General features: G+C 72.3%; 14 protein-coding genes. 5 read left to right on the forward strand and 9 right to left on the reverse strand.

All coding sequences use genetic code 11. From position 1 onward, the window contains the following. The first annotated feature begins 6 nt into the window (after nt 1-6). A complete protein-coding gene (locus tag ACF3NH_RS00445; protein WP_422921465.1) occupies nt 7-729 on the forward strand; it encodes a haloacid dehalogenase type II in 723 nt (240 codons plus the stop codon). A gap of 13 nt (nt 730-742) precedes the next feature. Here the strand turns inward: ACF3NH_RS00445 and ACF3NH_RS00450 are convergent, their stop codons facing one another. Beyond that, the gene (locus ACF3NH_RS00450) at nt 743-1,648 is read right to left on the reverse strand and encodes a polysaccharide deacetylase family protein (protein ID WP_422921466.1); all 906 of its coding nucleotides are present in this window, start codon (nt 1,646-1,648) and stop codon (nt 743-745) included. A gap of 115 nt (nt 1,649-1,763) precedes the next feature. Between ACF3NH_RS00450 and cydD the strand changes: the two genes are divergently transcribed. The 3 genes from cydD (at nt 1,764) to ACF3NH_RS00465 (ending at nt 6,489) form a co-directional block, all read left to right on the forward strand. Next, nucleotides 1,764-3,443, forward strand: coding sequence for a thiol reductant ABC exporter subunit CydD (gene cydD / locus ACF3NH_RS00455; RefSeq protein WP_422921467.1), 1,680 nt, complete (start codon nt 1,764-1,766; stop codon nt 3,441-3,443). Next, nucleotides 3,440-5,131: a thiol reductant ABC exporter subunit CydC gene (gene cydC / locus ACF3NH_RS00460; protein WP_422921468.1), complete on the forward strand. Its 1,692-nt coding sequence runs from the start codon at nt 3,440-3,442 to the stop codon at nt 5,129-5,131. The genes cydD and cydC overlap by 4 nt, the downstream gene beginning before the upstream one ends. Before the next feature lie 218 nt (nt 5,132-5,349). Continuing rightward, nucleotides 5,350-6,489, forward strand: a complete 1,140-nt coding sequence (locus ACF3NH_RS00465; RefSeq protein WP_422921469.1) for an acyltransferase family protein — start codon at nt 5,350-5,352, stop codon at nt 6,487-6,489. On the opposite strand, the gene ACF3NH_RS00470 is transcribed toward ACF3NH_RS00465, so the two are convergent. The 4 genes from ACF3NH_RS00470 to ACF3NH_RS00485 are packed head-to-tail and all read right to left on the reverse strand — an operon-like array spanning nt 6,473 to nt 10,081. After that, a complete protein-coding gene (locus ACF3NH_RS00470) occupies nt 6,473-7,015 on the reverse strand; it encodes a dihydrofolate reductase family protein (protein ID WP_198364459.1) in 543 nt (180 codons plus the stop codon). The two genes, ACF3NH_RS00465 and ACF3NH_RS00470, sit on opposite strands and share 17 nt — an antisense overlap. Then, complete coding sequence (locus ACF3NH_RS00475; RefSeq protein ID WP_422921470.1) at nt 7,008-7,829, reverse strand: tetratricopeptide repeat protein; 822 nt, start codon at nt 7,827-7,829, stop codon at nt 7,008-7,010. The genes ACF3NH_RS00470 and ACF3NH_RS00475 overlap by 8 nt, the downstream gene beginning before the upstream one ends. A gap of 57 nt (nt 7,830-7,886) precedes the next feature. After that, the gene (locus ACF3NH_RS00480; RefSeq protein WP_422921471.1) at nt 7,887-8,828 is read right to left on the reverse strand and encodes a hydroxymethylglutaryl-CoA lyase; all 942 of its coding nucleotides are present in this window, start codon (nt 8,826-8,828) and stop codon (nt 7,887-7,889) included. After that, nucleotides 8,825-10,081 (reverse strand): CaiB/BaiF CoA transferase family protein, encoded by a 1,257-nt coding sequence (locus tag ACF3NH_RS00485; RefSeq protein ID WP_422921472.1) that lies wholly within the window; start codon nt 10,079-10,081, stop codon nt 8,825-8,827. Before ACF3NH_RS00485 ends, ACF3NH_RS00480 begins: the two co-directional genes overlap by 4 nt. Before the next feature lie 57 nt (nt 10,082-10,138). Between ACF3NH_RS00485 and ACF3NH_RS00490 the strand changes: the two genes are divergently transcribed. Then, the gene (locus tag ACF3NH_RS00490; RefSeq protein ID WP_422921473.1) at nt 10,139-10,813 is read left to right on the forward strand and encodes an IclR family transcriptional regulator; all 675 of its coding nucleotides are present in this window, start codon (nt 10,139-10,141) and stop codon (nt 10,811-10,813) included. 6 nt (nt 10,814-10,819) lie between these two features. Here the strand turns inward: ACF3NH_RS00490 and fzlA are convergent, their stop codons facing one another. From fzlA to ACF3NH_RS00510, 4 genes are all read right to left on the reverse strand, one after another. Further along, entirely contained in the window at nt 10,820-11,488 is a 669-nt protein-coding gene (gene fzlA, locus ACF3NH_RS00495; protein WP_422921474.1) for an FtsZ-binding protein FzlA, read from the reverse strand. A 102-nt stretch (nt 11,489-11,590) separates the two neighbouring features. Then, nucleotides 11,591-16,126, reverse strand: coding sequence for a glutamate synthase large subunit (gene gltB / locus ACF3NH_RS00500; RefSeq protein ID WP_422921475.1), 4,536 nt, complete (start codon nt 16,124-16,126; stop codon nt 11,591-11,593). Between the two features lie 5 nt (nt 16,127-16,131). Then, nucleotides 16,132-17,574: an NAD(P)-dependent oxidoreductase gene (locus ACF3NH_RS00505; RefSeq protein ID WP_198364452.1), complete on the reverse strand. Its 1,443-nt coding sequence runs from the start codon at nt 17,572-17,574 to the stop codon at nt 16,132-16,134. Nucleotides 17,575-17,785: 211 nt separating this feature from the next. Further along, entirely contained in the window at nt 17,786-18,736 is a 951-nt protein-coding gene (locus ACF3NH_RS00510) for a complex I NDUFA9 subunit family protein (protein WP_422921476.1), read from the reverse strand. Nucleotides 18,737-18,946 lie beyond the last annotated feature (210 nt).

An 18,946-nucleotide genomic window follows, 5' to 3' on the forward strand; every position in this document is an offset into this window, starting at 1 on the left:
ATGGCCATGCGGGCCTTCGCGGATGTCCAGGCGCTGGTCTTCGACGTCTTCGGCACGGTGGTGGACTGGCGCGGCGGCGTGGCGCGCGAGGCGGCGCCCTTCCTGGCCCGCCACGCCCCCGGCGCCGATCCGGCCGCCTTCGCCGATGCCTGGCGCCGCCGCTACTCGCCGGCCATGGAGGAGGTGCGCTCCGGCCGCCGCCCCTTTACCCGGCTCGACATCCTGCACCGCGAGAACCTTGAGGCCGTGCTGCCGGAATTCCGCATCGATCCGGCGGGCGTGCCGGCGGCCGAGCTGGACGCGCTGAACCTTGCCTGGCACCGGCTCGACCCCTGGCCCCATTCGGTGGCCGGCCTCACCCGGCTGAAGCGGCGCTTCATCATCGCCCCGCTCTCCAACGGCAACATCCGGCTGATGCTGGACATGGCCAGGCGCGCCGGCCTGCCCTGGGACGCCATCCTGGGCGCCGAGGTGGCACAGGCCTACAAGCCCACCCCCGAGGCGTATCTGCGCACCGCCGAGGTGCTGATGCTGCGGCCGGAGCAGGTCTGCCTCGTCGCCGCGCACAATGGCGACCTGGCCGCGGCGCGGGGCTGCGGCCTGTGCACCGCCTTCATCGCCCGCCCGACCGAGCACGGGCCGGACCAGACCACCGACCTCCGCGCCGAGCAGGACTGGGAGGCCGTGGCCGGCGACATGGAGGATCTGGCGCGGCAGCTCGGCCTCTGACCCCGGCCGGGGGTCAGGGAACCGTCCCCTCCGGCAGGGTCAGCACATGGTCCAGGATCGCGCCGGCCGTGGTGATCCAGACCTCCTCCCGCCGCGCCACGACGGCCGCGAGCGCCCGGCGCAGCGCCCGCAGCCGGTAGGGCTGGCCGATCAGGTAGGGGTGCAGGGCGATGCCCATCACCTGCGGCCGCCCGTCGCGCACCTGCCGCAGCCGCTCCAGGAAATCCGCCTCGATCATGGCGGCGAACCGCTCGGCCCCGTCCTTGCGGGCGACGATGGACGGGATGTCGTTCACCTCCTGCGGATAGGGGATGGCGAGCAGCCGCCCCTCCCTCCGCGTCCGCAGCCAGATCGGCTGGTCGTCGGCGCACCAGTTCAGCGTGTAGCGATAGCCCGCCTCGGCCAGCAGGTCCGGGGTGAAGGCGCTCTCGGCGATCCAGGGCGAGAGCCAGCCGCGCGGGGCGGCGCCCTCCGCCGCCGCGATGGCGGCGGTGGCCTCGGCGATGAGCTGCGCCTCCGCCGCCTCGTTCATCATGTTCTGCCGCTCGCTGTTGGTCCGCCCATGCCCGGCGATCTCATCGCCTCGCGCCCGGTGGGCCGCGACGAGCTGCGGCGCGTAATCGTACATCGCGCTGTTCAGCAGCACGGTCGCCGGCAGGTCCAGCTCCTCCAGCAGCTCCAGCACCCGCCAGGCGCCGACGCGGTTGCCGTAGTCCCGCCAGGCGTAGTTCAGCACGTCGGGCTGCGGACCGCCGCCGCCATTGGCGCCCGGCGCCAGCTCCGCCCCCAGCCCCTGGCCGAAGGCGAAATGCTCCAGGTTCAGGCCGAGATAGACCGCCAGCCGCGCCCCGCCGGGCCAGGCATAGGCCGGCCTGCCGGGCCAGGGGTGGTAGTCGTAGCGGCCATGGCTGGGCAGCATGCGGGGCGGTCTCCTCTCCGGCGCGATGCCCCCGCGGGCAAGCAAGCGGCACGCCAGCCCTCCGCCGGCCCGCGCGCGGTTCCCGCCATCCGGAAAACCCGCTAGAACCCCGCCCATGTCCAAGCCCCTGCCGGCCGAGGCAGAGGCGGCGCGCTCCCTGCTGGCCGCGACTGCCCGTGACGGGCGGGCGCGCCTGTCGCGCCCCATCCTCTTCGGCCTCGCCTCGACCGCCTGCGGCATCGCCCAGGCCTGGCTCATTGCGCGCATTCTCGCCGCCCTGCTGGGATATGGCGGGGCGGGCTGGTCCGAGCTGGCCGCCGCCGCCGCCCTGGCCCTGCTGCAGACCGGCTTCGGCGTGGCGCAGGAGCACGCCCAGGCCGCCGCCGGGGCCGCCGCCCGCGCCGGGCTGCGTCGCCGCGCCTTCGCCCGGCTGCTGGAGCTGGGCCCGGCCGACGAGCGCCCGGCGGGCGAGCGCGCCGCCCTGGTGGTGGACCGCATCGAGGCGCTGGACGGCTACTTCGCCCGCTGGCTGCCCGCCGCCATCCTGGCCGCGCTGGCCCCGCTCGCCATCGCCTGCGCCGTGGCGACGGAGGACCCGCTGAGCGGCGTCATCCTCTTCGCCGCCGGGCTGCTGGTGCCGGTCGGCATGGCGCTCACCGGCATCGGCGCGGCGCTCGCCAGCCGGCGTCAGTTCGACGCGCTCCAGGCCCTCTCGGGCCGCTTCCTCGACCGCATGCGCGGCCTGCCGCAGATCGTGCTGTTCCGCCGCCAGGAGGCCGAGGCGGCGGCGCTCGGGGAGGCGGCGCAGGACCTGCGCCGGCGCACCATGCGGGTGCTGCGTGTCGCCTTCCTCTCCGGCCTGTCGCTCGAGGTGATCGCCGCGGCGGTGCTCGGCTGCCTCGCCTGGCGGCACGGCAACCTGCTGATCGGCGGCCATCCCGACCCGACGGCGGCGCTGTTCTGCCTGCTGATGGTGCCGGGCTTCTTCGCCCCGCTGCGGGCCTTCTCGGCCGCCTATCACGAGCGCATGGCCGCCCAGGGGGCGGCCGCCGCGCTTGCCCCACTGCTGGCCGCCCAGCCCGAGGAGCCCGGCCTGGTCCTGGCCGAGATCCCGCCCAGCGTGGTGCTCACCTTCGAGCAGGTCGGGCTGACCTACGACCCGGCGCGCGGCCCGGCGCTGGCCGACCTCTCCTTCCGCGTCCTGCCGAACGAGGCGCTGGTGCTGGCCGGCCCCTCCGGCTCCGGCAAGTCGTCGGTGTTGCGGCTGCTGATGGGCTTCCGCCGCCCGGACACCGGGCGGATCGCGCTGAACGGCCGCGACGCCACGGCGCTGCGTCCGGCCGAGTTGCGCCGCCTCTCGGCCTATGTCGGGCAGCGCGCGCATCTGTTCCGCGACACCATCCGCGGCAACATCGCCCTGGCCCGGCCGGAGGCGACGGAGGCCGAGGTCGAGGCCGCCGCCCGCGCGGCCCGCGTCACCGATTTCACCGACACCCTGCCACGGGGCCTGGACACGCCGGTGGGCGAAGGCGGCTTCGGCCTCTCGGGCGGACAGGCGCAGCGGGTGGCCATCGCCCGCGCCTTCCTGCGCGACGCGCCGCTGATCCTGCTGGACGAGCCCACCGCGCATCTCGATCCCGGCACCGAGGCCGAGGTCCTGGAGAGTCTGCGCCGCCTCTGCGCCGGGCGCACCGCCATCATCGCCACCCATTCCCCGGCGCTGCGGGCGCGCTTCAGCCGAGTGCTGGAGCTGGAGGGCGGGCGCGCCCTCCTGCCGCGGATGGCCGGCGAATGAGGCCCGGACCCACCCCGCCGGGCCCGCAGCCCATGCGCGAGGACCTGCTGCGCGTCCTCGGCCTCTGGCGCGTCCGGCGCGGCTGGCTGCTGGCCGGTGGGGCGATGGCCGCCCTGGCGGCCCTGGCCGGCGTGGCGCTGCTGGCGCTGGCCGGGCGCGGCGTCTCCGAGGGCCTCAGGACGGGGGTGCTGGCCGGCGCCGCCGTGGGCTCCCTGCTGCTGCTGCGGCCGCTGATCCTGCTGCGCCCCCTGGCCCGCTACCTGGAGCGGCTGGTGACGCATGCCGCCACCTTCCGCGCCCTGGCCGATACCCGGATCTGGTTCTTCCGTCGGCTGGCGGAGCGGCTGCCCGGCGGCCTCGGCCTGCGCGGTGCCGGCGACCTCCTGGGCCGGCTGGTCAGTGACGTCGAGGCGCTGGACGGCCTCTATCTCCGCGCCCTGGTGCCCGGCGCGGCGGCGATCGCCGTGGTTCTGGCCATCGCCATCCTGCTCGGCGCCATGGCGCCCGCCCTGGCGCTGGTCGTCGCCCTGCCGCTGGCGCTGGCCCTGCTGCTGCCGCCCCTGCTGGCGCCCGGCGCCGCCCGCGCCGCCACCCGCGCGGCGGCGGCGCAGGGCGAGCTCCGCTCCGCCACGGTGGACCCGCTGCTGGGCCTGGAGGATGTGCTGGCCGCCAATGCCGAGCCGCGCGCCGCCGCCCGGCTGGAGGCGGCCGGGGCCGAGCTGGCGCGGCGGCAGGCGCGGCTGACGCGGCGCTCCGCCTGGGGCGCGGCGGCCGGCAGCCTGCTCGGCCAGGCGGCGCTGCTGGGGGCGCTGGGCTATGGGCTGGCCGGTGGCCCGGGTGCCGTCGGCGCCGCCGTGCTCGGCCTGTTCCTAGCGCTGGCCGCGGCCGAGCCGCTGGGCGCCCTGCCCCGTGCCGGGGCCGCGCTCGCCGCCGCCGGCGCCGGCGCGCGCCGCCTCTTCGAGGCCGCCGATGTCGAACCGCCGCTGCGCGACCCCGCCACCCCCGCCCCCCCGCCGAAGGGCTTCGCGCTGCGGGTCGAGGACGTGCGCTTCGCCTGGGCGGAGGACCGCGCGCCCGTTTTCGAGGACCTGAGCTTCGAACTGCCCGAGGGCGGCCGGCTGGCCCTGCTCGGCCCCTCGGGTGCCGGGAAATCGACCCTGGCGCAGTTGCTCCTGAAGCTCGCGGCGCCGCAGGCGGGGCGGCTGATGCTGGGCGGCGTCGACCTCGCCACGCTCAGCGCCGATGCCGTGCGGGCCCGCATCACCTGCCTGACCCAGGACGCGCGGCTGTTCGACGACAGCATCGCCGCCAACCTGCGCCTCGCCGCGCCGGAGGCGGACGAGGCCGCGCTCTGGTCGGCGCTGGAGCGGGCGGGGGCCGCCGATGTGGTGCGCGCCCTGCCGGACGGCCTCGCCACCCGCTGCGGCGAGGGGGGCCTGCGGTTCTCCGGTGGACAGGCGCGGCGCATCGCCCTGGCCCGCGTCCTGCTCTCCCCCGCCTCGATCCTCATCCTGGACGAGGCCGCCGCCGGGCTCGATCCCGCCGCCGAGCGCGCCTTCCTGGAGACGCTGGAGAGTGCCACGGGCGGCCGCACCGTGATCCTGATCGCGCATCGCCTTCTGGGCGTGGAAAGGCCAACGCGCATCCTCCGCCTGGCCGGGGGGCGGGCCGTTCCGGCCATGGGATGAGGCCCCGCCGGCTCATTTAAGCTCCTGACTTCGCATTCCGAGACGTACCCCGGGGTTTGTGCGCTTTTGTAAGTCACAAAAGGGTGCGCCGGGTCTCCTTCCCTGCCTTCGCGCTTGGCCAGGTCCAGGGGCTTGCTGCATTGCAACACTCCGTTGCGAAAGGCGAGCGCTGGCCTCGCGGCATCATCCGGAAAGGGGACGGCGGAATGAGACAAGCTGTGGCAGACGCCCTGGCCATGCTGCGGCAACGTGGCACCGCCGCGGTCCGCGGAGCCGGCTTCATCCCCGCCATCCAGGGGCTGCGCGGCATCTCCGCCGCCGCCGTGCTGATCGTCCATATCTGGTTGATCGCCAAGCATGCTGGCATGCTGCCCTGGTCCTTCCCCGCCTGGCTCGATTTCACCCTGCCGACACTGGGCCAGGGCGTGAACCTCTTCTTCATCATCAGCGGCTTCCTGATCCCGGCCAGCCTGGTGCGGCACGGCAGCACGCGGAAGTTCCTGGTGGACCGGGTGTTGCGGATCATGCCGCTCTTCGTGGCCCTGCACCTGATGGTCTTCGGCCTGGGGCCGCTGATCGGCTACAAGGAGTTCCGCGGCATGCCCGCGGGCGAGTATGTCGAAACCTTCCTGGCCAACCTCTTCTTCCTGCCGCCCATCACCGGGCATTTCCTGGCGCAGCAGAACTCCTGGACCCTCACCTACGAATGGGGCTTCTACCTGCTGGTGGCGCTGGCCTTCCTGGGCCTGTCCGGTCGGCGCCCGCTGCTGCTCGGCGCCGCCCTGCTGGCCGGCGCCCTGGCGGTGCTCATCAGCCCCTTCGTGCTCTACTTCGTCCTCGGCATGGGCTTCGCCTTCCTGCAGGTGAAGGTCCGCCTGCCGCGTGCCCTCGGCTGGGTGGTCTGGAGCCTCAGCCTCGTCCTGTTCTTCTATGCCAGCCAGTATATCGGCTCCGGCATCGGGGTGCCGCTCGGCTTCCTTGTCTATGGCATCCTGCTCGATGCGGGGAGCGGCCCGGCGCGGCTGATGTCCCGCCCCGTCTTCCAGTATCTCGGCCGCATCAGCTACAGCCTCTACCTGATCCACCCCTTCGCGCTCTTTCCCTTCGCCTTCCTGGCGCGCTGGGTGGGGCAGCACGGCATCAGCATGCAGAGCTGGTTCCTGTTCTACCTGGTCGCCGGGCCGGTGGTGGTCTTCATCGCCTCGGAGCTCAGCTACCGCCTGATCGAGGTCGGGCTGCGGCGGCGCATCGCCGGCTGGATCGACGGCCGGGCGGCCCGGCGGCTGCCCGTGACCCTGGTGCCACCCGCCGCCGAGGCGCCGGCCTTCAAGCCGCCCGCCTTCAAGCCGGCGGAGTGACCGGCTCCTCCAGCGTGGCGTAGCGGCAGAGCACGCTGCCATTGTCCCAGCTGCGGCATTCCAGGAGCCGCAGTGGCCGGGGCGGCGGCCCGGGCGGAAACAGGCGGATGCCGTTGCCCAGCATCAGCGGCATGGTGAAGACGGCCAGCCGGTCCACCGCCCCGGCCATCAGGAAGGCGTGGATGGTGCGGGCCCCGCCCACCACCCAGACCCGGCCCGGCATGCGCCGCAGCCCGGTGATCAGGTCCCGCGAGCCGCCGAACCAGGGCTCGACCAGCTCCGGCACCGGCGGATGAAGAGCGGTCGAGGTCAGGATCAGGCTGGGCTTGCCGAGATAGGGCCAGACCCGGCCGGCGCGGATCTGCTCATAGGTGAAGCGCCCCATCACCAGGCTGTCCACCTCCTGGAAGAAGGCATCGTAGCCGTAATCCTCCGCCTCGAAGGCGTTCAGCCATTCCACGCCGCCGGAGGGCGTGGCGATGAAGCCGTCCAGGCTGACGGCGATGAAGAGATGGAACTCAGCCACGCCCCGGCCCGCCGGGCGCCGTCTGCCCCGGCATCGGGAAGCGCGCCCGCAATCTGTCCATCAGCCTCTGGCCGAAGTCGCGCACCGCCGGTTCCGGGCGGGTCAGGAGCCGCTCGGCCATGCTTCCCAGGAAGCCGGGCGAGCCGGTCTCGGCGGCGCGCCGGAACCAGTCCAGCGCCGCCTCTTCCTGGCCCACCTCCAGCGCCAGGCTGCCCATGTTGAACTGGGCGCGGAACTCGCCCGCCGCCGCCGCCCGGGCATAGAGCGCCCGCGCCGCCGCCGAGTCGGGCGGGCCCGCCCAGCCGGCCTCCAGGTAGCGGCCCAGCACGGTCATGGACTTGGCGTGCCCCTGCGCCGCGGCGCGGCGGAACCACGCCAGCGCCGCCGCCCGGTCCTGCGGCAGCCCCGCGCCGCGCGCCAGGAGGGTGGCGAGATTGTACTGCGCCCAGTCGAAGCCCTGCTCCGCCGCCTGCCGATAGAAGGTGGCCGCCCGCGGCAGATCGGCCGTGGTGCCCCAGCCCAGCTCGTGGCAGCGGCCGACCATGGTCAGCGACGGCAGATGCCCCGCCCCGGCCGCGACCTGGAACCAGCCCAGGGCGCCGCGCCGGTCCTCGGGGACACCGCGCCCTTCCAGCAGGATCTGCCCGTAGAGGAACTGCGCCTCGACCATGCCGGCGCGAGCGGCCGCGGCGATCCAGCGGGCCGCCTCGGCCGGCGGGCCGGAAAAGGCCCGCGCCAACTGCTCGGCGCTGGCCTCACGCACCTGCGCCAGCGAGATCGGCGACGATGATACGACTTCGGAACGGGACCGCATGCGTGACCTTATGCTGCGCTGCGGCACGGATCACAACATTTCCTGACCGCGCCGCCATCACGTGCTGCGGCGCAGCGTCCCGCCCTGCTTCACCCGCCCGGGCAGCGGGTGCCCGACCACCGTCTCGGCCAGCCGCCCGGCCTCCGCCAGGGCCTCGAGGTCGAGCCCGGTCTCAATGCCCGCCTCGGCGCAGAGCAGCGCCAGATCCTCGGTGCAGAGATTGCCCGCGGCCCCGGCGTGCTTCGCGAAGGGGCAGCCGCCGAGTCCCGCCACGGCGGCATCGAAGCGGGTGACGCCGAGCCGCATCCCCTCCCAGGCATTGACCATGGCCAGGCCGCGCGTGTCGTGCAGGTGCAGGGACAGTTCCAGCTCCGGCCACTTCTCGCGCACCGCGCCGACGAGGCGGCGGATCGAGGGGGGCGTCGCCCAGGCCATGGTGTCGGCGAGCGAGATCACCGGCCGCTCCAGCCCTGCCCCGCCGGCCAGGGCCAGGATGGCGGCGATGCGGTCCAGCACGGCACTGACGGGAACCTCGCCCTGAAAATTGCAGCCGAAGGCCGCCATGATGGTGGCGCGGGCGAAGGGCACGCGGTGCTCGGCATAGAGCGCCATCAGCGCCGCCGCGGCCGCCAGGTCCTGCTCGCGGTCGCGGTTCTGGTTGCGCCGGCCGAAGACCTCCGAGGCGGAGACCGAGACGCTGCCGTCGATCGTCAGGTTCGGCGCCACCAGGGCGCGCAGGAAGCCCTTGGCGTTCAGCCAGAGCGCGCCATAGGCCACGCCCGGCACCGGGTGGAGCCCCTGGCAGACCCGCTCGGCATCGGCCATGCCCGGCACGCGGCGCGGATCGACGAAGGAGACGGTCTGGATCCGCTTCAGCCCGGTCTGCGCCAGGGCGTGGATCAGCGCCAGCTTGCGGTCGGTCGGGATCTCGCCCTTCTCGAACTGGAAGCCCTCGCGCGGCCCTTCCTCACGGATCTCGATGCGGGCGGGGAAGCTCATGCCGCGGCCTCCCCGGCGGCGGGCGCCAGCACCCCGTCGCGGCGCAGCGCCGCCCGCTCGCCCTCGTCGAGGCCCAGGCTGGCGAGCAGCGCCTCCGCCCCCTCGCCCACCGCCGGCGGCTGTCGCCGCAGCGCCAGCGGCGCAGCCTCGAAATGCAGCGGCGTCATCGGCAGGGGCCGGGTCAGGCCTTCGGCCAGGCGCGTCTCGCCCATCACTCCGCCGGACAACAACTGCGGGTCCTCGAAGAGATCCTCGGGATGCGCCACGGGCGCGCAGGGGATGCGCGCGGCGCGGCAGCGGCGCAGCACCTCCTCCACCGGCAGGGCGGCGAAGATCCGCTCCAGCGCGGGCATGATCCGGGCCCGGCCGGCGACGCGCTGCGCATTGCTTGCCAGCGTGGGATCGGCGCCGAGCGCCTCCAGGCCGAACTGGGCGCAGAGACGCTGCCAGTGCTGGTCGCTGGTGGCGCCGACGAAGACCTGCCCGTCTTGCGCGGGGAACACGTCATAGATCGCCCAGGTGATGCGCCGCGCCGTCATCGGCGGCACGCGTTCGCCGGCGATGGCGCCGGCCGCCATGTGCTGCCCGACCATGAAGGCGACGCTCTCGAACAGCGAGGCCTGCACCCGCTGCCCGCGCCCGCTGCGCTCGCGCTGGCGCAGCGCCGCGAGAATGCCGACCACGCCAAAGACGCCGCCCATGATGTCCACCACCGAGGTGCCGGCGCGCAGCGGCCGGCCCGGCAGGCCGGTCATGTGGGCGAGGCCGCCCTGCATCTGCACCACCTCGTCGAGCGCCGGCAGATCCTCGTAGGGACCGGGCAGGTAGCCCTTCAGCGCGCAGTAGACGAGGCGCGGATTGAGGGCCCGCAGCGCCTCCCAGCCCAGGCCGAGGCGCTCCATCGTTCCAGGGGCGAAGTTCTCCACCAGCACATCCGCCGTCGGCACCAGCCGCTCCAGGATGGCCTTCCCGCGCGGATCCTTCAGATCCAGCGCCAAGCTGGTCTTGTTGCGGTTGTAGGTGGCGAAGAAGCCGATGCCGAAGCCGCCCAGGCGGCGGGTGCGGTCGCCCTCCGGCGGCTCGATGCGGATCACCTCGGCGCCGAGATCGGCCAGCACCACGCCGCAGGTCGGGCCCATGACGGTGTGGCCGAAGTCGAGCACGCGCAGCCCGGCCAGGGGGAGTTCCGCCAGGGGCAGCTCTACCGGCGGCTCGTCGGGCCGGTCACGGACGGAGGAGGCTTGGCTTGACATGGCGTCGTTCCGTTGGACAGAATATCGTTCTGTTTTCAAGTCTGGAACCCCGACCGCATGGCCGTCAAGCCGGAAGCCCCCGCCGAGGGGGTCGGCGCGGTGGATCGCGCCCTGTCCATCCTCGCCGCCTTCCGCCCCGGCGAGGCGGGCCTGACCCTGGCCGAGCTGTCGCGCCGCACCGGGCTCTACAAGAGCACGCTGCTGCGGCTCATGGCCTCGCTGGAACGGGCGCGGATGCTGGTCCGGCCGGGCGAGGCGGCGGTCTGGCGGCTGGGCCCGGCCCTGGTGCGGCTGGGGCTGATGGCCGAGGGCGCGGAAGGGCCGCTGCGCGCCTTCGTGCCGCCGGTGCTGCGCGCGCTGGCCGACCGGACGGGGGAAAGCGCCAGCTTCTACATCCGCGACGGCGAGGCGCGGCTCTGCCTGCTGCGGGAGGAGGGCCGGCATCTGGTGCGCGACCAGCTCCTGCCCGGCACCCGCCTGCCGCTCGACCGCGGCGCGGCCGGCCATGTCCTGCGCGGCGAAGGGGGCGAGCTGGTGGTGACCCTGGGCGAGCGTGACCCGGAACTGGCGGCGATCGCCGCGCCGGTGCGCGGCCCGGGCGGCCGGCTGCTCGGCGCCCTGACCCTCTCCGGCACGGCGACCCGGCTGGGCGATGCCGCCCTGCGGGCGCCGCTGGAGGCCGCGGTGGCGGCGGCGGCGCGGCGGCTCAGCCAGGATCTCGGCGGCGGCTGAGGCGCCTCAGAAGTCCAGGTCGGCGTAATGCGGCGGCGGGTTCGTGCCGCTGACACGATCGGCCAGCAGGGGGCGGAAGGCCGGGCGGGACTTCACCCGCGCATACCAGTCCTTGGCGGCATCGTTCAGCGACCAGTCGAGATCGCCGATATAGTCGAGCGCCGAGAGATGCGCCGCCGCGGCCAGATCGGCCAGGGAGAGGAAGTTGCCCGCCAGCCAGAGCCGCGTCTCCGACAGCCAGCCCAGATAGTCGAGATGCGGCTTGAGGTTGGCGTAGCCGGCGCGCAGGGCCCCCGCATCCGGGTTGCCACGCCCCATCAGCCGCTTCATCTGCTTCTCGTAGAGCAGGTTGTCGGTGACCTCGCGGGCGAACTTGCCATCGAACCAGGCGATCAGCCGCCGGACTTCCGCCCGCTCCCCCAGGGTCCGGCCCAGCAGCGGCAGGTCGGGATAGGCCTCGTCCAGATATTCGCAGATGGCGTAGCTGTCGGCCAGAACCAGCCCGTTCTCCTCCACCAGCACCGGCACGGTGCAGCCGGGGTTCAGGGCCAGGAACTCCTCCCGCCTCTCCCAGACCCGCTCGATGCGCAGCTCGAAAGGAATCCGCTTCTCGCTCAACACGAGGCGCACCTTGCGCGCATAGGGGGAGAGGGGAAGATGGTAGAGGATTCTCATGCAAACAGCCGGACCGTGATGGGGGCCGCGCTTATCGCATGCGCGACCCCCGGGGGCTAGGCGAACATCACGGGAAGTTGCGGGATATGACCATTCCCGCCATCACTCGGCGGCGATGGCGACATCCTCCATCGGCCGCGGCAGGTACTTGGCGAACTCCTTCGGCACGACGTGCCAGAAGCGGTCCCGCTCCGCCGCCCAGTCGTTCAGCAGCCGCGCGGCGAGGCGGGAGCCGGTTTCGGCGGCATGGCGGGCGATCAGCTCGCGCAGCACCCCTTCCCAGTGCGCCGAGCCCAGGCGGCGCCAGAGCAACGTGTCGGGATTGACCCGCTTCTCGAAGCTCTCGTCGGCGTCATAGACGAAAGCCTGGCCACCGGTGAAGCCGGCGCCGAAATTGTCGCCCACCGCGCCCAGCACGACGACGACGCCGCCGGTCATGTACTCGCAGCCATTGGCGCCGACGCCCTCGACCACCGTCGTGGCGCCCGAGTTGCGCACGGCGAAGCGCTCGCCCGCCTGACCCGCCGCGAACAGCTCACCCGCCGTCGCGCCATAGAGGCAGGTGTTGCCGACGATGGCATTGTCGCTCCAGACCAGCGGCGAGGAGGGCGCCGGGCGGATGACGATGCTGCCCCCCGAAAGCCCCTTGCCGACATAGTCGTTGGCATCGCCCAGCACCTCGAGCTTCAGCCCGCGCACGGCGAAGGCGCCAAGCGACTGCCCGGCCGAGCCGCGCAGGCGCACCGTCAGATGCCCCGCCTGCAGGCCGCTCATCCCGAACTTGCGGGTGATCTTGCTGCTGATCTTGGTCCCGATGGCGCGGTGCGTGTTGCGGATGTTGTAGGCGAGCTGCATCTTCTCGCCCCGCTCGAACAGCGCCTGCGCATCGCGGATCATGTCGGCGTCGAGCGTCTCCGGCACCTCGTTGCGGCCCTCCAGCGTGCAGTGGCGCGGATAGGGGCCGGCATCGGCCTGCACCAGCAGCGGGTTGAGGTCGAGGTCGTCGAGATCCTCCGCGCCGCGGCTCACCTGCTGCAGCAGGTCGGTGCGGCCGACCACATCCTCCAGCCTGCGGAAGCCGAGCCCGGCCAGGATCTCGCGGATCTCCTCGGCGATGAAGGAGAAGAGGTTGATCACCTTCTCCGGCGTCCCGGTGAACTTCTTCCGCAGATCCTCGTCCTGGCTGCAGACACCGACGGGGCAGGTGTTGCTGTGGCACTGCCGCACCATGATGCAGCCCATGGCGACCAGGGAGGCGGTGCCGATGCCGAATTCCTCGGCGCCCAGCATCGCCGCCATCACCACGTCGCGCCCGGTCTTGAGCCCGCCATCGGTGCGCAGCCTAATGCGGTGGCGCAGCCGGTTCAGCAGCAGCACCTGATGCGTCTCGGACAGGCCCATCTCCCAGGGCAGCCCGGCATACTTGATCGAGGAGACCGGCGAGGCGCCGGTGCCGCCGACATGGCCGGAGACCAGGATCGCGTCGGCCTTGGCCTTGGCCACGCCCGCCGCGATGGTGCCGATGCCGGAGCGCGCCACCAGCTTCACGCAGACGGTGGCATCGGGATTGATCTGCTTCAGGTCGTAGATGAGCTGCGCCAGATCCTCGATCGAGTAGATGTCGTGGTGCGGCGGCGGCGAGATCAGCGTCACGCCCGGCGTGGAATGCCGCAGCTTCGCGATCAGCCCGGTGACCTTGAAGCCGGGAAGCTGGCCGCCCTCGCCCGGCTTCGCGCCCTGCGCCACCTTGATCTCGATCTCGCGGCAGTTGTTGAGATACTCGGCGGTGACGCCGAAGCGGCCGGAGGAGATCTGCTTGATCGCGGAGTTGGCGTTGTCGCCATTGGGCCGGGGCCTGGCGCGCTCGGGGTCCTCGCCGCCCTCGCCGGAATCCGAGCGGGCGCCGATCCGGTTCATCGCGATCGACAGGGTCTCGTGCGCCTCGGGGCTGAGCGCCCCGAGCGAGATCCCGGGCGCGATCAGGCGCTTGCGGATCTCGGTGATGCTCTCCACCTCCTCGATCGGCACCGGCTTGCGCCCCGTCATGCGGAAGTCGAGCAGGTCGCGCAACGCCACCGGCGGCAGCTTGCGCACGCCCTCGGAGTAGCGCTTGAAGATCTGGTAGCTGTCCGTCTCCACCGCGCTCTGCAGCATGTGGATCAGGCTGCCCTCGAAGGCATGGGCCTCGCCGCGCCGGCGCAGCTTGTAGAGGCCGCCGACCGGCAACACCGCCGCCTCGCCGCCCCAGGCCTTCGCATGCAGCGCCAGCAGGCGGCGGGCGATGCCCAGCAGGCCGATGCCGGAAATCCGCGACTGCGTGCCGGGGAAGAATTCCGCGACCAGCGCGCGCGAGAGGCCGATCGCCTCGAAGTTCATGCCGCCGCGATAGGAGGAGAGCACCGAGATGCCCATCTTGGACATGATCTTCAGCAGGCCCTTGTCCACCGCCTTGCGGTAGTAGGCCACGCAGTCCTTCAGCGACTTGTCGCCGAACAGCCCGCGCCGGTGCCGGTCCGCGATGCTCTCCTGCGCCAGATAGGCGTTCACCGTGGTGGCGCCGGCGCCGATCAGCACGGCGACGTAATGCACGTCCATGCATTCGGCGGAGCGGACGTTGAGGCTGGTGAAGGTGCGGAGCGAGTTCCGGACGAGATGCGTGTGGACCGCGCCGACCGCCAGGATCATCGGGATGGCGGCCCGCTCCGGCCCCTGGTTCTCCTCGGTCAGGATGACGTGGGCGCAGCCGGAGCGCACGCCCTCCTCCGCCTCATGCCGGATGCGCTCGATGGCGCGGCGCAGGCCGCTCTCGCCCTCCTCGACGGGGAAGGTGCAGTCCACGAAGCAGGCGGTGCTGCCCATGTACTCGCACATCGCGGCGAACTCGGCATTGGAGAGCACCGGGCTCTCCAGCTGCAGCATGTCGCACTGCGTCGGGTCCTCGTCGAGGATATTGCCGAGATTGCCGAGCCGCGTCTTGATCGTCATCACCCGCGTCTCGCGCAGGCTGTCGATCGGCGGGTTGGTGACCTGGCTGAAGGTCTGCCGGAAATAGTGGTGCAGGCCGCGATAGTGGTTGGAGAGCACGGCGACGGGCGTGTCGTCGCCCATGCTGCCGATGGCCTCGGCGCCCTCCTCCGCCATCGGGTGCAGGATGGTCTCCAGCTCCTCCAGCGTGATGCCCATGGCGAGCTGGCGGCGGCGCAGGGCCTCGCCGGTGATGGTCGGCGTCTCGTCCACCTCGTTGCGGACGATGCCGTCGATCTTGGTGGTGCGGCCGACCCATTCGCCGAAGGGATGGCGCGCGGCCAGCATGTCCTTCAGCGCGCCATCGGCGTAGAACTTCGCGGCGTCGAGATCGACGCCGATGCACTGCCCGGGGCCGACGCGGCCCTTGGCGACGATCTCGGACTCCGCGACCTTCACCATGCCGGTCTCGGAGCCGACGATCAGCAGCCCATCGACGGTGACATTGTAGCGGATGGGCCGCAGCCCGTTGCGGTCGAGGCCCGCGACCACCCAGCGGCCATCGGTCGCGCAGACCGCTGCCGGCCCGTCCCAGGGCTCCATCACCGCGTTGCAGTAGAGGAAGAGGTCGCGATGCGCCTCGGGCATGGTGGCGTTGCTGCCGATGCTCTCCGGGATCAGCATGGCCTTGGCCATCGGCGCGTCGCGCCCGCCGCGCACCAGCAGCTCGAAGACATTGTCCATCGTGGCGGTGTCGGAGCCGCCCGCCTGCACCACCGGCTTGATGTCCTCCATGAAGGGATCGAGCAGCGGATGCGCCAGCCGCGTCTCATGGCTCTTCATCCAGTTGATGTTGCCATGGACGGTGTTGATCTCGCCGTTGTGCGCGAGCATGCGGAAGGGCTGCGCCAGGCGCCAGGTGGGGAAGGTGTTGGTCGAGTAGCGCTGATGATAGATGGCGAAGCGGCTGACGAAGCGGCTGTCGAGCAGGTCCGGATAGAAGTCCGTCAGGTTCTCCGCCAGGAACATGCCCTTGTAGATCATCGAGCGGCAGGAGAGGCTGCAGAGATAGAGCTCCGGCACCTGCGCCGCCAGCGCCTGCTTCTCGATGCGGCGGCGGATGACGTACATGTCCCGCTCGCAGGTCGCGGCGTCGCGCTGCTCCGGGTCCCAGATCAGGATCTGCTCGATCTCGGGCCGCGTCGCATTGGCCTTCTCGCCGATGCAGGAGACGTCGATCGGCACCTGCCGCCAGCCATAGATATGATAGCCGGCGTTCAGGATCTCGGTCTCGACGATCTGCCGGCACCGCTCCTGGGCGGACAGATCGGTCTTCGGCAGGAACACCATGCCGACCGCGATGCGGCCCGGGCGCAGCCGGTCGCCGCCGCGCTCGACGACCTCGGCGAAGAAATCCTGAGGGATCTCGATGTGGATGCCGGCGCCGTCGCCGGTCTTGCCGTCGGCATCCACGGCGCCGCGGTGCCAGACCGCCTTCAGCGCGTCGATGCCGGACTGCACCACGTCGCGGCGCGGCTTGCCGTCCAGCGCCGCGACCAGGCCGACGCCGCAGGCATCGTGCTCGGTCAGGTCCAGATGCGCGGCGCCGGCCAGGGTGGCGGCGTTGCGGGCGTAGCTCTCGGCGAACGCGGCGCCGTTCTCGAAACCGTCCATGGAGGTCACTCCGCAGCCATCGCCGGCGAGGTCTTCGCCAGCACGTACTTCTCGATCTGCTCGGCCACGTCCCGGCCGTCCCGGATGCCCCAGACCACCAGCGATGCGCCGCGCACGATGTCGCCGGCGGCGAAGACGCCCGGCAGGTTGGTCATCATGGTCCGGCGGTCGATCACCAGCGTGCCCCAGCGGCTGACCGTCAGCGCCGGCTCCCCGAACATCGTCGGCAGGTCCTCCGGATCGAAGCCCAGCGCCTTGATCACCAGCTCGGCCGGCTCGTCGAAGGCGCTTCCGGGGATGGGCTCGACCTGCTGGCGGCCGGTGGCGTCGGGCAGGCCGAGATGCATCCTTACCGCCCGCACCGCGCCGACACGTCCGGCCTCGTCCTCGACGAAGCCCTCGGGGGCGGAGAGCCAGGCGAAGCGCACGCCCTCCTCCTCCGCATTGGCCACCTCGCGCAGCGAGCCCGGCATGTTCGCCCTGTCGCGGCGATAGAGGCAGGTGACGCTCGCCGCGCCCTGGCGGATGGCGGTGCGCACGCAGTCCATCGCCGTGTCGCCGCCGCCGATGACGACGACGCGCTTGCCGGCGGCGTTCAGCCGGCCGTCCTCGAACGCCGCCACGCTGTCGCCCAGGCCCTGGCGGTTGGAGGCGGTAAGGTAGTCGAGCGCGGGCACGATGCCGTCCAGCTCGCCGCCCGGCCCGCCGATGTCGCGCGCCTTATAGACGCCGGTGGCGATCAGCACCGCGTCGTGCCGGCCCCGGATCTCCTCCAGGCTGACATCCTCGCCGACGCGGCAGTTGAGCACGAAGTCGATGCCACCTTCCGCGTATTGCGCGTGCCGGCGCAGCACCACCTCCTTCTCCAGCTTGAAGTTGGGGATGCCGTAGATCATCAGCCCGCCGACGCGGTCGTAGCGGTCGTAGACCGTGACCTTCCAGCCGCGCAGCCGCAGCCGCTCGGCGGCGGCCAGGCCGGCCGGGCCGGCACCGATGATGCCGACCGAATGCCCGACCTCGCGCGCCGGCCGGGGCGGCTTCACCCAGCCCCGCTCCCAGGCCGTGTCCGTGATGTACTTCTCCACCGCGCCGATGGTGACGCTCTCGAACCCCTTCTCGATGACGCAGTTGCCCTCGCAGAGCCGGTCCTGCGGACAGACGCGGCCGCAGATCTCGGGGAAGGTGTTGGTGGCGGCGGAGACCTCGTAGGCCTCCTCCAGCCGCCCCTCGGCGGTCAGCTTCAGCCAGTCGGGGATGTTGTTGTTGAGAGGGCAGTGGATCGAGCAGAAGGGCACGCCACACTGGCTGCAGCGGCTGGCCTGCTGGCCAGCCCGCTCGGCGCTGAAGCGCTGGTAGATCTCGCCGAAATCGGTCCTTCGCGCCTCCGCCGGGCGCTTCTCGGGAGTCTGTTGCGACAGGCGCACGAATTGCAACATGCGTTCGGCCATGGGCGCGGTGTCCTTCGGGCAGGAAGGCGGTCAGGGGCAGGGGCGGCAGCCATGCGGCACCGCGTAACAGCAGGACATTTGCCATATCCCGCGCGCCTCAGGCGAGTCCTAATTCGCCATAAGGTCAGTAATACTGTCTTTCTTTCGGCGGGACTTCCAAGGTCTTTTACGAAACCGTATCGCATTACCGAGACAAACGGCCGATTCGGCCCTATGAGGTCGAAGACCGTTCCCGCCCGCCATCCGGCCGATAGGGCGCCAGGTAGCCCGGCACCACCGCCTCCATCGCCACCGGCCGCAGGCCCAGCGCCGCGAATCCGTCTGCCTCCGGGGAGACCACATTGTCGTGCCGCAGCAGGGCGAGCTGATCGCGGGTCAGCGGCGCGCCCGGCAGATGCTCGCCCAGCCTGGCCTGCAGCCGCGCCAGGCCCTCCGGGACCGGGAGGAGGCGGCGCGAGCGGCCGGTGACTTCCAGCACATAGCCCATCAGCTCCCGGAAGGTGGCCACCCGGGGCCCGCCCAGCTCGAAGGTGCGGCCGGCGAAGGCGCCCCCTTCCGCGGTCCGCAGGATGGCCTCGGCGACATCCCCCACATGGACGGGCTGGAAACGCGTGCCGCCGCGGATGACCGGCAGGGCCGGCAGCCACCGCGCCATGGCGGCGAAGCGGTTGAAGAAATGGTCCTCCGGCCCGAAGACGATGGACGGCCGCAGGATGGTCGCCTGCGGAAAGGCCGCCCGGACCGCCGCCTCCCCGGCGGCCTTGCTGCGCGCATAGGCGCTGTCGCTTCCCGGATCGGCGCCGATGGCGGAGACCTGCACCAGATGCGCGACGCCCTCCTGCCGGGCCGCGGCGCCGATGCGGCCCGGCAGCTCGCCCTGCAGCCGCTGGAAATCGCCCCGGCGCCGCTCGGCCAGGATCCCGATCAGGTTGACCACCAGCCGCGCCTCCCGCACCGCCCGCGCCAGCGCCGCGTCGGACCGCAGATCCGCGGTCCAGGGCACCACCTGCCCCAGCCGGCCCTGGGTGGACAGCGGCCGCACCGCCTCCGGATTGCGGGTGACGATCCGGCACTCATAGCCATCCCGTGCCAGGCGCGGCACCAGATGCCGCCCGATGAAGCCCGCGCCGCCGAACACCACCGCCAGTTTCCGACCCATCATCCGCGCTCCTGCTTCCCTTCTGGAACGATATGGATGCCGGCGGCCGGCGCAAGGCCACGCCACGACGAGGGGGCATATCCGCGTGATCTCCGCGCATTCCGCTTGGCGAATGGCCTCGGGCTTTGACCCCCTCCCCCCCGGGCCTTATATGCAAGGCCACCGGGGTGGGCGGCGGGCTGCCCCCGCCCATCCGCCATGCCCCGACCGACT

This window comes from Pseudoroseomonas sp. WGS1072, from assembly GCF_049340465.1.
Classification (GTDB): Bacteria; Pseudomonadota; Alphaproteobacteria; order Acetobacterales; family Acetobacteraceae; genus Pseudoroseomonas.

Bases quoted from the DNA above. Each gene is read 5' to 3' on its own strand.
- cydC (WP_422921468.1), top strand. From the start codon at position 3,440: ATGAGGCCCGGACCCACCCCGCCGGGCCCGCAGCCCATGCGCGAGGAC.
- ACF3NH_RS00450 (WP_422921466.1), bottom strand. From the start codon at position 1,648: ATGCTGCCCAGCCATGGCCGCTACGACTACCACCCCTGGCCCGGCAGG.
- ACF3NH_RS00510 (WP_422921476.1), bottom strand. From the start codon at position 18,736: ATGATGGGTCGGAAACTGGCGGTGGTGTTCGGCGGCGCGGGCTTCATC.
- fzlA (WP_422921474.1), bottom strand. From the start codon at position 11,488: ATGAGAATCCTCTACCATCTTCCCCTCTCCCCCTATGCGCGCAAGGTG.
- ACF3NH_RS00490 (WP_422921473.1), top strand. From the start codon at position 10,139: ATGGCCGTCAAGCCGGAAGCCCCCGCCGAGGGGGTCGGCGCGGTGGAT.
- ACF3NH_RS00480 (WP_422921471.1), bottom strand. From the start codon at position 8,828: ATGAGCTTCCCCGCCCGCATCGAGATCCGTGAGGAAGGGCCGCGCGAG.
- ACF3NH_RS00445 (WP_422921465.1), top strand. From the start codon at position 7: ATGCGGGCCTTCGCGGATGTCCAGGCGCTGGTCTTCGACGTCTTCGGC.
- ACF3NH_RS00505 (WP_198364452.1), bottom strand. From the start codon at position 17,574: ATGGCCGAACGCATGTTGCAATTCGTGCGCCTGTCGCAACAGACTCCC.
- ACF3NH_RS00475 (WP_422921470.1), bottom strand. From the start codon at position 7,829: ATGCGGTCCCGTTCCGAAGTCGTATCATCGTCGCCGATCTCGCTGGCG.
- gltB (WP_422921475.1), bottom strand. From the start codon at position 16,126: ATGGACGGTTTCGAGAACGGCGCCGCGTTCGCCGAGAGCTACGCCCGC.
- ACF3NH_RS00485 (WP_422921472.1), bottom strand. From the start codon at position 10,081: ATGTCAAGCCAAGCCTCCTCCGTCCGTGACCGGCCCGACGAGCCGCCG.
- cydD (WP_422921467.1), top strand. From the start codon at position 1,764: ATGTCCAAGCCCCTGCCGGCCGAGGCAGAGGCGGCGCGCTCCCTGCTG.